Here is a 13,027-nt window from a genome sequence, read left to right as displayed (position 1 = left end):
GCCGGCAATATGGGGCTAGTCCGGCCCGTACGAAAGGGCGCGGTCGCACCGATGCGCTATGACGCAATGGTTATGCCTTCCGCGATGAGGAAGCAGCTCCCGCCGCCTTGCGCAGGCAATCCCGGCACAGGCAATCGCCGCCCTGGGTCGGCATCGGCAGCCGTGCCGTCTCCTCGGCGCACCAGCAGTTCCCCGACAGCTCACAGCCGAATTCCGTTCCGCACCCGGAACAGACGAGGCGGCGGACGGTCTGCCGTTCTGGCTGACGTGTCATGTCGATCAAGAGGCGTTTCATGTAGCGTTCATCGAGGGAGAACCATACTCCCGCAATCGATGAAGGTGAAATTGGATCGTCCGCGAATCCGCACGAGGTCATTCCGCTGCGCGCAGGCGATGGATCGGGGAGCGATGGCCACCGCCGCGCAGCGACAGGTAGTAGTCGGTGTCGGCCGGGTCGTCGGTGTGACGAACGAGATCGGTCACCGGAGTATAGCTCAGCATCCGGCCGCCGTCCGGGAGCGCCGTGCAACTGAAGCGCAGCACCTGACCGTCCCTGAGCTTGATGTTGATCGGGGTCTGGTCGCCAGCCTGCATGAGCTTGGTGCGTTCGGCAATGAAATGGCTGAGTTCGTCTGCCGGCAATTCGAACGCACCGGTGTCGCGGCCGTGATACATCAGCGCAATGAATGGCGGCTTGCTGTCGGCCTTCGCGTCCGGCAGCGAGAAGTAGGTGCGGAAGGCGCGGTTAATGAATTCGGCCCGGGTATCTGCGTCGAGCAACACCACGCCGATGTCGATCTGGTCGAGAGCGCCGGACAGCCGTGCCGCGGTCGCGTGCTGCTCGCGCCATTTGAGCGCGCTCATCATCCGCCGACGCAGCAATCCGGTGATCACGGCGGTGCCGCCGGCGGTCAGGGCCAGCAGCACCAGATGCAGCAGGGAAGGAAGAGTGGCAGCCGCGTCGTGGCCTGTCATGAGTAGTGCCGAGGCCAGAACAGCGATGCCGGCGCTGATCAGGCCGGACGTCGTTCCACCGAGCGATGCGGCGAGTGCGACGATGCAGACGTACAGCGCTGACGGAATGGCAACGACATTGCGATCGACAAAGATGGACGTGATCGCCACCAATGTCGCGAGAGCCGGGCCAACTATCATCCGCCAGTCGAAGCGCATCGCCTGTTCCCGTAACGTGACTGAGGATAAGCCCGCTTCGATGACAAGTGGTTGCACAGCCGACAATGTTTTCGTCGCCAGCGTTAACGGCAACTTCCGTGGTGGAATCCGTTTGCGACGATTTGAAATCAAATGCTGTCGACCTCTGGAATTATCGAGGAGAGGTGCGGTATTAAAACCGCCGACGTTTTACCGCGATGGCCCCGGCTTTTGAACCCGGGGCCACCGTCGGAACTAATCGAGGCCTTTAGGAGCCGCCGCTGAACCCGGTATCCTGTTGACCTTTAGGATTCTTCGGATCGATTTGATCTTGCTCAACGGCCTTCCTGATTTCGGCCTTCCTGATTTCGTCCGGATCCCGCTTTTGATCCTGATTCTGTTGTTGCTGCGTTGCTTTATTCTGGTTTGGCGTCTGGTTCGACATCGTTGATCTCCATTTTTGCTACTTACGAGACGAACGTTCGCCTGGGACCAACCGGCGGGCTTCGGATGCGTTCCAGGGAAACCGCGGTTCCATTGAGCCCAATTGACGCGGTCGCAATGAAGCAACTCGATGCGTCGTGATCGGTCCGCAACCGAGGTGTCAGCATGATAGTCCTCGCGGCTTGCGCGCCGTTCTGCGAAGGTATCGATCGGGAATCATTATCGAGACAGGATTGCCGATGACCGGCCGAAGCCTTCCATGGGCGTTGATGATCGTGACTGCTTGCGTGCTGCGCTCCGGCGTGGCTTTAGCCCAGGATGTTCCCGGCATAGAGATTTGCACCGTCGAAAAAACGATGGAGCGGCGAACGAGCTGCCTGCAGAGCAACGTCAATTTCCTGCAAAAGACCGTCACGAAACTCGGCATCGACAATCAGCAAAAGATCGATGTCGCCAATCGGCAGATCGAGACGCTGAAAGGCACGATCGTGGAGCTGCAGAAGGCTGTGTCCGAGCTTCAGGCGGCGCGGAAAAAACCGGCGCAGCCGCCGGCGAAGGAGAACGGAAAAGACAGCGCGAAGGAGAACGCGAAATAGTTCAGGCAGGTTTTCCGGAGCAACGGCTTCAAGGTGGTCCGGCTTTTTTCGGTCATCCCAGGTTCTTTCTCATCCAAGTCTTTCTCGCTGCCGGGCTGTCAAGACGTGGAGCCAAGAGTAAAATTGGCTTTGCCAATTTTGTCGCGATGTCGCAATGACGGTACAAGGAACGGAGTTTACCATGCCCTGGCTGCAGCCCGTCACACTCGAAGGGCCTCATGCGCGGCTCGAGCCGCTGTCACACGACCACCGCGGCGCCCTCGTTGAGGCGGTAAGGGACGGCGAGCTGTGGAAGGTCTGGTACACGTTCGTTCCCGCGCCGGAGAATATGGGGACCGAGATCGAGCGGCGGCTGTCGCTGCAAGCCTCCGGCACCATGCTGCCGTTCACGGTGCGGGATGCCGAGGGCAGAATCGCGGGCATGACCACCTACATGAACGTCGATGTCGCGAGCTGCCGGGTCGAGATCGGCTCGACCTGGTATGCAAAGCGCGTTCAGCGCACCGCCGTCAATACCCAGTGCAAGCTGCTGCTGCTTGCACACGCGTTCGAAAAGCTGAACTGCATCGCTGTGGAATTCCGGACCCACGTCTTCAATCAGGTCAGCCGGCGCGGCATCGAGCGGCTTGGCGCCAGGCAGGACGGCATCCTGCGTAACCATCAGATGTCGCCGAACGGGACGCTGCGGGACACCGTCGTCTACAGCATCCTTCCCGGCGAGTGGCCGACGGTGAAGGCGCATCTCGCCTACGAGCTTAATGAAAGGCCTCGATAGCCCCGCCGCCGGCGGGTCCACGACAAGCAGCCGCCGTTGTTTGTCTGGCGGCCGCTTTGCGAATGTGTGATTGTTGTCAGGCGCGTTTAATGAACGACACGATGAGGAGAACGATGATCGCGCCGATAGCTGCATTGATGACCTGGGCGAAAAAACCGCCGCCGATCAGAACTCCGAACAGCGGCAAAAGCCATCCGGCGACGATTGCGCCGATGATGCCGATGATGATGTTTCCGATCAGTCCGAAGCCTCCGCCTTTCACGATCACACCAGCCAGCCAGCCCGCGATCGCGCCGACAATCAGCCACACAATAATGCCCATGGATCGCTCCTCCTGAAACGCCGCTCTCGCCGGCGCTTCCTTGATGATTGCCGCTCTGTATCGCGTTTGATTGCACAGCAGGCTGCGGGTCAAGTCCAGAGGAAAAACCCGGCGGGTCCAGGTGTCGGTCACGCTCGCCTGGGAGGAGACGGAGCGACCATCGACCCCGTAGCATCATCTTCGTCGTGGCGGTCTTGATCCGGCCATCCACGTCTTTATCTCGTCGGGATGCAGCATGACGATTTCAGAGGACATGCCTATGACCCAGACGATCACGCGCGGTATCAAGGCGCTGCTCGAGGAAGCGAACCGGGAAATCGAGACCATGAGCGTGGCGGACGTCAAGGCGGCCGTTGAACGCGGCGAGGCGATCCTCGTCGATATCCGCGATCCGCGCGAGCTCGAGCGCGAAGGCAGGATTCCCGGCTCGTTTTCCTGCACCCGCGGCATGCTCGAATTCTGGATCGATCCTGAAAGCCCCTATGCCAAACCGGTCTTCCAGGAGAACAAGACGTTCATCTTTCATTGCGCCTCGGGCTGGCGCTCGGCGCTGGCGGCAAAGACCGCGCAGGACATGGGTCTGAAGCCTGTCGCGCATCTCGGCGGCGGTTTCAAAGCCTGGCGCGACGCCGGCGAAGCGGTCGAGAATGTCGAGCCGAAGGCGAAGTCATAATATTGTTCGTCATGCCGGCAATGACGAAACACGAACTGGATCCGCCATGACCTCCACCGCCGACGACCCTCTTGTCTCTACCGAATGGCTGGCCGCGCATCTCGGCGATGCCGGCGTCAAGTTGGTCGATGCCTCGTTCAAGATGCCGGGCGTGCTGCCGCTGGCGGTCGACGATTTTCTCACCGCGCACATCCCCGGCGCGGTGTTCTTCGATGTCGATGCCGTTTCCGATCGTGCGTCGCCGCTGCCGCATATGTATCCGGATGCCGCGCGGTTCGCGCACGATGCCGGCGCGCTCGGGATTTCCTCCGGCGATACGGTCGTGGTCTACGATTCCGGCGGCTGGGTCGCCGCGCCGCGGGTGTGGTGGATGTTCCTGTCGTTCGGCCACGGCGATGTCCGTGTGCTCGACGGCGGCCTGAAGAAATGGCGCGCGGAAGGCCGCTCCCTTGAATCCGGCAAGGCATCGCCGAAGCCGGGCAAGTTCACCGCGAGGTTCGATCCGGCCTATGTGCGCAGCAAGGCGCAACTCGTGAGCAACCTGTCGTCGCATCGCGAGCAAGTTGTCGATGCACGCGCGGCCAATCGCTTCGATGGCAGCATGGCGGAGCCGAGGCCCGGCTTGCGTTCGGGTCACATCCCCGGCAGCCGCAACCTGCCGTACAACGAATTGTTCGATGCCGCGACCGGCGTCATGAAACCGCTGGACGAATTGCGCGCCGCTTTTACCGGTGCCGGTCTCGACCTGGCGAAACCGCTCGTCACCTCCTGCGGCTCCGGCGTGTCCGCCGCGGTGCTGACGCTGGCGCTCTATCGCCTCGGCGTGCGCGGCTCGGCGCTCTACGATGGATCGTGGTCGGAGTGGGGATTGCAGGACGGCCCCCCGATCGCCATCGGCCCCGCCTGAGCAGGCTCAGTCCGGGGCGAACTGCGCCCCCGAGAACGCGGGCCGCGATGAACGGCGTGACGGCCGGATTACACGGCGGTGGCGATGGTGGTGTCGCCTGGCGGCGCGCGGCGGATTCGCGGCGGATCGTTTGGCAGCCGGCGGCGTCGGATCGGCGACCTGATTTGCCCGTGCGGGACGGTTCACCGGCAGGGGAGCCCTGAAATGCTCTCCGAACGGCGACGTCATCGTTTCCACGACGTCGGACGCCCCAACTTCGGAGGTGGTGGCATCGGAGTTGGCGGCATCGGATTTGGTGACATCGGGTTTAGTGGCATCGGTTTTCGCAGTGTCCGGTTTGGCGTCGTCGCCTGCCTCGACTGAAGTCTCAACGCCCGGCGGCGGCTCCGATGGTTCGGCTGAGGCCGCGGCTGCATCGGTGGAGGGTGTCGTGTCCGCTGTCGCCGGCGGAACGGAGTCGGACGGCTCCGGGGAAGCTGCGGGCGTGGCGCTGTCGGTCGCAACTGAGGGTGCATCCGCGGCGCGAGGCGCATCCGCGGCAGGGGGCGCGGTGCCGGTGGATTCCGGTTGGGCGCCGGGTGCGGCCGTCGCGGGATGCTGTGCTTCGGCCTGATTCGACTCCGGCTCGGCGGGATGGGCGGCGGGTATATCGACTTGCAGCACGGCCAGCGTCGGCTGCTCGGTCTCTTCTCGCGACCCGAACGTGACTTCAGGCATCTGCTTGAGAGGCACACTTGCGAACTCTTCGTGCGTTGCCCGCAACAGAGCTGCGGCACCCAGGCCGAAGATCAGCATCGAGACGGCCAGCACGACCGCAATGGACAGGGAACGGAAGCCGGGCAGCATGAGGATAGGTTCCGCCTTCGCCGCGCGGTCTGCGACGATAATCGAGCCATCGGGACGCGGTTGAACACCTGTGATCGACGGGCGCGCCAGCAGATTCCCGCGAATCAAGCGTTTCAAGAATACCGCAACGGATGCGACAACGCGCCCCAAAAATCGTCGGCTTTGCGAAGGTCCGCCGGAACCGGTGAGGCATAGAGGTCACGCTTAGCCACGATCTCGGAATTATGACCGAAACGGGGACGCTTTTGCCGGAATTGTCTTGAATGTGCCGCGATCCTGCGCGATGTGGCCATTAACGATCCGATGTCTTGTTTGACTTATACAAGGGCGATGATGATCAGACCCATTCTGACGGTTTTTGCGGCAGTCGTCGCTGGCGCAGCGGGAACCTCGCTCGCCTCTGCGCAGGGGTATCCGCCCGCGCCGGGCCCGATCTATTCGGCATCGCCCTCCGCATATCCGGAAGATGACCGTCCAGGCGCGATCGATGCGCTTCCCGATTCTGATGGGATCAACGACTATCAGTCGTCTCGGGGGCAGAATTCGGCGGCGCTGCCGCCGCCGGGCCCGGTGATGTCGCCGGAGGATCCGCGTTATGGTCAGCCCGGCCCCGCGCCGGTCTATTCGGATCGCGGGACGTCGCAGCGACCGGTTATGTCGCCGGATGATCCGCGTTACGGTCAGCCCGGCCCCGCGCGGTATCCGACGCGTGCGCCGGAAACGGTTGCTTCGACGGGCGGGCCAGCCGCCGGTCTCGCGCCGCCGGCTCCTGTAGGCGCGGACGGCAGGCCGACCCCGCTGTCGGCGCTGCCGGCGGATGAGCAGCCGGAGGTCGATCAGGGCGGCGAAAACCAATTGGCGCCAAGGCTGCGCCGTCAGGAAGTCACCTTCGTGACCAAGGAGCCGGCGGGCACTATCGTCGTCGATACGTCGAACACGTATCTGTATTATATTCTCGGCAACAATCGCGCGATCCGCTATGGCGTGCGCGTCGGCCGTGACGGCTTCACCTGGGCCGGCGTGCAGAAGATCAGCCGCAAGGCCGAATGGCCGGACTGGCATCCGCCGACGGAAATGATCGAGCGCCAGCCCTATCTGCCGCGCTTCATGGCCGGTGGCCCGGGCAATCCGCTGGGCGCCCGCGCCATGTATCTCGGCTCGACCGTTTATCGCATCCACGGCACCAACCAGCCGTCGACCATCGGCAAGTTCGTATCGTCGGGCTGCATCGGCATGCTGAATGAGGACGTCGAGAACCTGTTCGACCGCGTCAAGGTCGGCACCCGCGTCGTCGTATTGCCAGGCGGCCCGCCGCACACCGATACGACGGCCTCCACGCAGTCGGCGCCTGGTCAACCGGCTCCTGGATCGAACGCCGCGCCGGCTTTGCAGCCGCCGCAGACGGCAAGCCTGCCCGGAACCCAGCCGGCCACCGTGGCGCCGCTGCCGGCGCCGGTCACGATCCGGTAAGGCGCTTGTGTCGACGTCTGGCCGCCTCCTCGAACGCGGGGGGCAATAGCCTCTGATGTTTATTGTTTTTCCGAACGCGTCCACTTCGCTGCCGAAACAGGCCTCGTGTAGCGGTCCCTGCCTTCGCAGGGACGACGCCGAAGGCGTGACGATTCTCTTGCGGCGGTTCTCTTGACTTACCGGAGCACTTGCACCGGCCCGCCCTTGAGCCACGCGGCGATGTCCTCGACCATCTCGATGTAGTAGTGCCGATAGTTTTCCGTGATGACGTCACCGAGATGCGGCGTCAGCACGGTGTTATCGAGCTTGCGCAGCGGATGTTCGAGCGGCAGCGGTTGCTGCGAGAAGATTTTCGGTCCGGCGTCGCCGACCGAGCGGTCCTGCAGCGCCGCCGCGTCGATGATCGGCCCGCGCGCGGTCATCCTCGCGACGTCGTCGCGCGATACGAGACGGCGGGTGCGCAGCCAACTCATTGGGAACGCGGCGGCGGCTGCTGGCCGTGCTTGGCGTGCCACGCGGGTCCGGGTCCGCGCATGTAGTGCAGTTCGGGCCGGTATGAGTTGAATGCGGTTGCGATGAAGTCGCGCCAGAATGCGCGAATCCCGTGAAGCCGTCCGCGCCGGTGATCCTGTTTTTCGGTCCGGTTGGAGGCTGACGCCGATACGCTGGTCGCCATGGTCGTTTCTGCCGAGTTGGGTCGCGAGCTTCCTGCTGGAAGATCGCCATGATTGCGCTGGTCTCGCTATTGTTAGTCTATTCAATTAAAATGCGGTTCGAATGAGAGAGAACGGAATGTTTCTCTCGTCAACCTTTCCGATCGGTTAAGGCAAGGTTGCCCTTTCGTCCCCGCGCGGCTACATCAGCGGCAGCAAATTTCTCCAAAAAATCCAACGCTTTCAGGGATCACGATGGCGCGCCAGTTCGTCTACTTCATGCAGGGCTTGTCCAAGACCTATCCGCCGAACCGGAAGGTGCTGGATAATGTCCATCTGTCGTTCTATCCGGACGCCAAGATCGGCGTGCTCGGCGTCAACGGCTCGGGCAAGTCGACACTACTGAAGATCATGGCTGGCCTCGACAAGGATTACTCCGGCGAGGCCTGGGTCGCGGAAGGCGCCCGCGTCGGCTACCTCGAGCAGGAGCCGCAGCTCGATCCGGCCAAGACCGTACGCGAGAACGTCATGGAGGGCGTCGCCAAGCAGAAGGCGATCCTGGACCGCTACAACGAACTCGCGATGAACTATTCCGACGAGACCGCGGACGAGATGACGAAATTGCAGGACGAGATCGAGGCCCAGGGCCTGTGGGATCTCGACAGCAAGGTCGATCAGGCGATGGACGCGTTGCGCTGTCCGCCCGATGAAGCCGACGTGACGAAACTCTCCGGCGGCGAGCGCCGTCGCGTCGCGTTATGCCGCCTGCTGCTCGATCAACCAGAATTGCTGCTGCTCGACGAGCCGACCAACCATCTCGACGCCGAGTCGGTGTCGTGGCTGGAAGGCCACCTGCGCAACTATCCCGGCGCGATTCTGATCGTGACCCACGACCGCTACTTCCTCGACAACGTGACCGGATGGATCCTCGAACTCGACCGCGGCAAGGGCATTCCCTACGAGGGCAACTATTCGGCGTGGCTCGTTCAAAAACAGAAGCGTCTCGCGCAGGAAGGCCGCGAGGACGTCGCGCACCAGAAGACACTGGCGCGCGAGCAGGAATGGATCGCTTCCTCGCCGAAGGCCCGGCAGGCCAAGTCCAAGGCGCGCTACCAGCGCTACGATGACCTGCTGAAGCAGGCGAGCGAGAAGCAGACCCAGACTGCGCAGATCACCATTCCCGTTGCCGAGCGTCTCGGCCAGAACGTGGTCGATTTCGAGGGCCTGAGCAAAGGTTTTGGCGATCGCGAACTGATCGACGATCTGACCTTCAAGTTGCCACCCGGCGGTATCGTCGGCGTGATCGGCGCCAACGGCGCCGGCAAGACCACGCTGTTCCGCATGATCACGAAACAGGAAACGCCGGACAAAGGCACCATCACCGTCGGCGAGAGCGTGCATCTCGGTTATGTCGATCAGTCGCGCGATGCGCTCGACGGCAAGAAGACGGTGTGGGAGGAAATCTCAGGGAATAACGAGCAGATCCTGCTCGGCAAGAAGGAAGTGAACTCGCGCGGCTACTGCTCGTCGTTCAATTTCAAGGGCGCGGATCAGCAGAAGAAAGTCGGCGCACTGTCGGGCGGCGAACGCAACCGCGTGCATCTTGCGAAAATGCTGAAGTCCGGCGCCAACGTGCTGCTGCTGGACGAGCCGACCAACGACCTTGATGTCGATACCTTGCGCGCACTGGAAGAGGCGCTGGAGGATTTCGCCGGCTGCGCCGTCATCATCAGCCACGATCGCTGGTTCCTCGACCGCATCGCGACGCACATCCTGGCATTCGAAGGCGACAGCCACGTCGAATGGTTCGAGGGCAACTTCCAGGACTACGAGAAGGACAAGATGCGCCGGCTCGGTCAGGACAGCGTCATCCCGCACCGCGTGAAGTACAAGAAGCTGACGCGGTGATTGATTCGAGGAAAGGGCGTGAAATCGTGGGGCTCACGCACGAGCACCAAAAGTTGAATCCCGACGGTTGGATTCGGCTGGCAGTTTCCTTTCATCGGGCGGCTGCATTACTTGACGAATTCGCGGATCGAATCCGATAGACGCCCTTTCATTTTTAACGCGGCGCTCTCGCTGGAGCTTGTGTTCAAGGCAATTTTGGCTCGTCGCGGCTGTCCCATTCCCGATAATGCCGACGGGCACAATCTGGTGATGCTTTGTAACGCTGCTGAATTACAAGTTACCGATGATCAGCGGACAATGTTGGAATTGATGACAGAGGAATTGGTGTGGGCCGCGCGATATCCGTCTCCGAAGAAGGCTGACAGGTTTGACCGCTTTTACGATGAGATCATCGAAAAGCACAAAAAGAGAATTTCTGCGGGCAATACACACATGGTCCTCGCAAATTCGAAGACTTTCCCAAATTTTGAGAATTACCTGAAGGTTTGGATGGCAGCGTTTTCCACTTTCGAGGCCGGCGGATCTGGCGCTATCCCACCTTCTCCGCGAGCCACATCTTGATCAACGATTGATAGGGCACGTCGCGTTTGTTGGCGGCGATCTTGATCTGCTCCAGTAGACTCACTGGCAGTCGCAGCGAAATCGCCGTCGTCGATGGCTTGAGGTTCGGGAAGCGCGCATGCGACGCCTTGCTCCAGTCCACATAATCGGTGGAGTTATGGGTTTCCCAGAATTTACGTTCCTCGGCTTCGCTCTTGAAAGCCGGAACGGGCTTACGCTTGCTCATAGATCTTCCGCTCCTTTCGGTTCATGTCGCGTGCCGAAATCACGCGAAGCAAGGTTCCGTTCTGCCTGAATGTAAACGTGATATGCAGCAGGCGGTCTTCAATCGTCTTTCCCAGCGCGTTGAAGCGCTGCTCGCTTCCGCTATGCTTTTCATCTTCAGCGACGATCAGCGGATCGCGGAAGAATATGCTTTCAGCTTCCGTCGGGCTTACGTCATGCTTGTCCGCGCTTTTCCGGCGGTTGCCATCGTCCCATTCAAATCCGGCAATCCGGTCGAGATCGATCATTCTTGTATATTATGATAATATACAAGAAATGCAAGTGTTCTCCTGATCGTTCCAATCCCAGGCGCGTGTCCTTGCCATCCATGGAACCAAATCGACCCGCCGGTTATTGATGACCACGAATATCGGGGTCATGCCGGCTGTGAGTCTGGATCTGGACGGGAGGGTGACGCCGCGGGCAGCGGGAGGTTTCGGCGACCGGGCGTTGACATCGGCGATCGTCGCCGCCCTCGTGATCTGCGGGCTGTATGTGGGCCGCGAGATTTTCGTTCCCATCGCGCTGGCTGTGCTTTTGAGCTTCGTGCTTGCCCCGCTGGTGGAGATTCTCGAGCGGTGGCATTTCCCGCGCGCGGCCAGCGTGCCGGTGGTGGTCGTGCTTGCCTTTGTTGCGATCTTCGCGCTCGGCAGCCTGATAGCAACTGAGGTCAGGCACCTGGCCGAGGGGTTGCCCCGGTACCAGCAGACCATGCAGCAGAAGATTCAATCGCTGCGGGCGTTGACGGCGACGGGGCCGCTCGACCGCGCGGCGGATATTCTTCAGAATCTCGGCAAGGAAATCAACGTACCGCAGACCCGGCCGCCGTCGCCGTCGGCGGCGACCTCGCCGTCGTCCAAAACGCCCGGCGAGGTCGAGCCTATCCCCGTCCAAGTGCGTCCACCGCCGCAGTCCGCCATCGAGAATATTTCCGCGCTCATCAGTCCGCTGCTGCATCCGCTGGCGACGGTGGGCGTGGTGATCGTGTTCGTGGTCTTCATCCTGTTCCAGCGGGAGGATCTGCGAAACCGGCTCATCAAGCTCGCGGGCTCGAATGATCTGCAGTCCGCGACCGCAGCGATCGATGACGCGGCGGGGCGCCTCAGCCGTCTTTTTCTGATGCAGGTCGCGCTCAACACCAGCTTCGGCGTGATTGTGGCTGTCGGGCTTCTGGTGATCGGCGTCCCCAGCGCTATCCTCTGGGGGATTCTGGCTGCGATCATGCGGTTCGTGCCCTATGTCGGCATCTTCATTGCGGCGTTCTTTCCCCTGACGCTGGCTGTCGCGGTCGATCCCGGTTGGTCGATGCTGCTGTGGAGCGGCGCGCTCATTTTCCTGACGGAGCTCGTAATCGGCCAGGTCTTCGAACCCTTGCTCATCGGGCACAGCAGCGGATTGTCGCCGGTGGCCGTCGTTGCCTCGGCGACGTTCTGGACCGCGCTGTGGGGACCGATCGGTCTTGTCCTCGCGACTCCGTTGACGATCTGCCTGGTGGTGCTGGGCCGCCATGTCGAGCATCTCAGGTTTCTCGATATCCTTCTCGGTGATCGTCCGGCGTTATCGCCGCCGGAGCTGTTCTATCAGCGGATGCTGGCCAGCGATCCGGCGGAGGCTGTGGACATGGCCGAAAAGTTTTTGAAGGAAAGGTCGCTCGCCGAATACTACGAGACCGTCGCGCTGAAGGGGCTGATGCTGGCGCAGGCCGACCTCAGGCGCGACCGGCTGTCGGCGGAGCGCCTGGCTGAAATCAGGGACAGCGTTGCCGAGGTGATCGACGGGCTGGCCTTCGAGTCCGACGATGCCCCGAAGGGTGACGACACCAAGAATGCAGAAGACGCCGAAGAGGCAGAGGTGACGGCCGATGTGCCGATGCCGGAACTGCCGTTCGTCATTCGCGAGGGCCTTCCGCCGGACTGGCAGGCCGAATGTCCGGTGCTGTGCGTCGCCGAGCGCAGCGATCTCGACGAGGCGGCCGCGACGTTTCTGGCTCAGATCCTGTCGAAACACGGTCTCGGGGCGCGAGCCGCGCGGAAGGAGGAGACGTCGCCGGGCGGGATATTTGGGCTCGACGCCTCGGGCGTGATGCTGGCGTGCGTATCGACGCTCGATGACGGCAGCCCGGCCCACACGCGCCATCTCGTGCGCAAGCTTCGCCGCAAGATGCCGCGGGCGCACATCCTCGTCTGTTGCTGGGGACGGACCAACAGCGCGATGACCCGGCACGACCTCAAGGCCGACGCGGTGGCGGACACGCTCGGGGAAGCCGCCGCCCATTGTCTGTCGCTGGTCGAGCAAACCGGCATACCGGACCAAGGTGTCGTTCCGAGTGCGGCGTCCGGCTCCGCCGATTCTGCGGCCGCGGCGGGCTGACCGGAGCGTCGGTCATCGGGGGAATCCATGACATACATCTATCTTCCCGCGTGATCGGCGTTGACTTGGTTCGCAGCGCTTGGTTG

At 62.1% G+C, this 13,027-nt stretch carries 17 protein-coding genes; 8 read left to right on the top strand and 9 right to left on the bottom strand.

Translation table 11 applies throughout. The annotated features are described in order from the left end of the window. Positions 1 to 70 precede the first annotated feature (70 nt). From V4R08_RS07810 to V4R08_RS07800, 3 genes are all read right to left on the bottom strand, one after another. On the bottom strand, positions 71 to 295 hold the full coding sequence (locus V4R08_RS07810) for a hypothetical protein (protein ID WP_442935637.1): 225 nt from the start codon (positions 293 to 295) through the stop codon (positions 71 to 73). 77 nt (positions 296 to 372) lie between these two features. Beyond that, a complete protein-coding gene (locus V4R08_RS07805) occupies positions 373 to 1,173 on the bottom strand; it encodes a PAS-domain containing protein (RefSeq protein ID WP_335578825.1) in 801 nt (266 codons plus the stop codon). A gap of 247 nt (positions 1,174 to 1,420) precedes the next feature. Next, the gene (locus V4R08_RS07800; RefSeq protein ID WP_335578824.1) at positions 1,421 to 1,597 is read right to left on the bottom strand and encodes a hypothetical protein; all 177 of its coding nucleotides are present in this window, start codon (positions 1,595 to 1,597) and stop codon (positions 1,421 to 1,423) included. A 238-nt stretch (positions 1,598 to 1,835) separates the two neighbouring features. Here V4R08_RS07800 and V4R08_RS07795 point away from each other — a divergent pair, with 238 nt between their 5' ends. Next, positions 1,836 to 2,192, top strand: coding sequence for a hypothetical protein (locus V4R08_RS07795; protein WP_442935636.1), 357 nt, complete (start codon positions 1,836 to 1,838; stop codon positions 2,190 to 2,192). Between the two features lie 181 nt (positions 2,193 to 2,373). Then, complete coding sequence (locus V4R08_RS07790) at positions 2,374 to 2,967, top strand: GNAT family N-acetyltransferase (RefSeq protein WP_335578823.1); 594 nt, start codon at positions 2,374 to 2,376, stop codon at positions 2,965 to 2,967. 76 nt (positions 2,968 to 3,043) lie between these two features. Here V4R08_RS07790 and V4R08_RS07785 read toward each other — a convergent pair whose 3' ends face one another. Beyond that, complete coding sequence (locus tag V4R08_RS07785) at positions 3,044 to 3,289, bottom strand: GlsB/YeaQ/YmgE family stress response membrane protein (RefSeq protein WP_335578822.1); 246 nt, start codon at positions 3,287 to 3,289, stop codon at positions 3,044 to 3,046. 259 nt (positions 3,290 to 3,548) lie between these two features. On the opposite strand from V4R08_RS07785, the gene V4R08_RS07780 reads away from it, so the two are divergent. Both V4R08_RS07780 and sseA read left to right on the top strand, forming a co-directional pair. Continuing rightward, positions 3,549 to 3,962 carry a rhodanese-like domain-containing protein gene (locus V4R08_RS07780; protein ID WP_335578821.1) on the top strand — a complete coding sequence of 138 codons (414 nt, stop codon included), beginning with the start codon at positions 3,549 to 3,551 and terminating at the stop codon, positions 3,960 to 3,962. A 46-nt stretch (positions 3,963 to 4,008) separates the two neighbouring features. After that, the gene (sseA, locus tag V4R08_RS07775; RefSeq protein ID WP_335578820.1) at positions 4,009 to 4,869 is read left to right on the top strand and encodes a 3-mercaptopyruvate sulfurtransferase; all 861 of its coding nucleotides are present in this window, start codon (positions 4,009 to 4,011) and stop codon (positions 4,867 to 4,869) included. Positions 4,870 to 4,875: 6 nt separating this feature from the next. On the opposite strand, the gene V4R08_RS07770 is transcribed toward sseA, so the two are convergent. Beyond that, positions 4,876 to 5,832: a hypothetical protein gene (locus V4R08_RS07770; RefSeq protein ID WP_335578819.1), complete on the bottom strand. Its 957-nt coding sequence runs from the start codon at positions 5,830 to 5,832 to the stop codon at positions 4,876 to 4,878. 213 nt (positions 5,833 to 6,045) lie between these two features. On the opposite strand from V4R08_RS07770, the gene V4R08_RS07765 reads away from it, so the two are divergent. Next, positions 6,046 to 7,185 carry a L,D-transpeptidase gene (locus tag V4R08_RS07765; protein WP_335578818.1) on the top strand — a complete coding sequence of 380 codons (1,140 nt, stop codon included), beginning with the start codon at positions 6,046 to 6,048 and terminating at the stop codon, positions 7,183 to 7,185. Positions 7,186 to 7,361: 176 nt separating this feature from the next. On the opposite strand, the gene V4R08_RS07760 is transcribed toward V4R08_RS07765, so the two are convergent. Both V4R08_RS07760 and V4R08_RS07755 read right to left on the bottom strand, forming a co-directional pair. After that, the gene (locus tag V4R08_RS07760; RefSeq protein WP_335578817.1) at positions 7,362 to 7,658 is read right to left on the bottom strand and encodes an NAD(P)-dependent oxidoreductase; all 297 of its coding nucleotides are present in this window, start codon (positions 7,656 to 7,658) and stop codon (positions 7,362 to 7,364) included. Next, positions 7,655 to 7,861, bottom strand: a complete 207-nt coding sequence (locus V4R08_RS07755; RefSeq protein WP_335578816.1) for a hypothetical protein — start codon at positions 7,859 to 7,861, stop codon at positions 7,655 to 7,657. The genes V4R08_RS07760 and V4R08_RS07755 overlap by 4 nt, the downstream gene beginning before the upstream one ends. Before the next feature lie 232 nt (positions 7,862 to 8,093). On the opposite strand from V4R08_RS07755, the gene ettA reads away from it, so the two are divergent. Beyond that, the gene (gene ettA / locus V4R08_RS07750) at positions 8,094 to 9,746 is read left to right on the top strand and encodes an energy-dependent translational throttle protein EttA (RefSeq protein WP_335578815.1); all 1,653 of its coding nucleotides are present in this window, start codon (positions 8,094 to 8,096) and stop codon (positions 9,744 to 9,746) included. 111 nt (positions 9,747 to 9,857) lie between these two features. After that, on the top strand, positions 9,858 to 10,307 hold the full coding sequence (locus tag V4R08_RS07745; protein ID WP_335578814.1) for a HEPN domain-containing protein: 450 nt from the start codon (positions 9,858 to 9,860) through the stop codon (positions 10,305 to 10,307). Here the strand turns inward: V4R08_RS07745 and brnA are convergent. Both brnA and V4R08_RS07735 read right to left on the bottom strand, forming a co-directional pair. After that, positions 10,276 to 10,533: a type II toxin-antitoxin system BrnA family antitoxin gene (gene brnA, locus V4R08_RS07740; protein ID WP_335578813.1), complete on the bottom strand. Its 258-nt coding sequence runs from the start codon at positions 10,531 to 10,533 to the stop codon at positions 10,276 to 10,278. The genes V4R08_RS07745 and brnA overlap by 32 nt on opposite strands. Continuing rightward, positions 10,520 to 10,819, bottom strand: coding sequence for a BrnT family toxin (locus V4R08_RS07735; RefSeq protein WP_335578812.1), 300 nt, complete (start codon positions 10,817 to 10,819; stop codon positions 10,520 to 10,522). The genes brnA and V4R08_RS07735 overlap by 14 nt, the downstream gene beginning before the upstream one ends. Positions 10,820 to 10,949: 130 nt before the next feature. Here V4R08_RS07735 and V4R08_RS07730 point away from each other — a divergent pair, with 130 nt between their 5' ends. Then, positions 10,950 to 12,941 (top strand): AI-2E family transporter, encoded by a 1,992-nt coding sequence (locus V4R08_RS07730; RefSeq protein ID WP_335578811.1) that lies wholly within the window; start codon positions 10,950 to 10,952, stop codon positions 12,939 to 12,941. The last annotated feature ends 86 nt before the right edge of the window (positions 12,942 to 13,027 follow it).

This window comes from Nitrobacter sp. NHB1 (genome assembly GCF_036964665.1).
Taxonomy (GTDB): domain Bacteria; phylum Pseudomonadota; class Alphaproteobacteria; order Rhizobiales; family Xanthobacteraceae; genus Nitrobacter.
The sequence above is the reverse complement of the archived record's forward strand: the minus strand, read 5'-3'. Positions and strand labels throughout refer to the sequence as shown.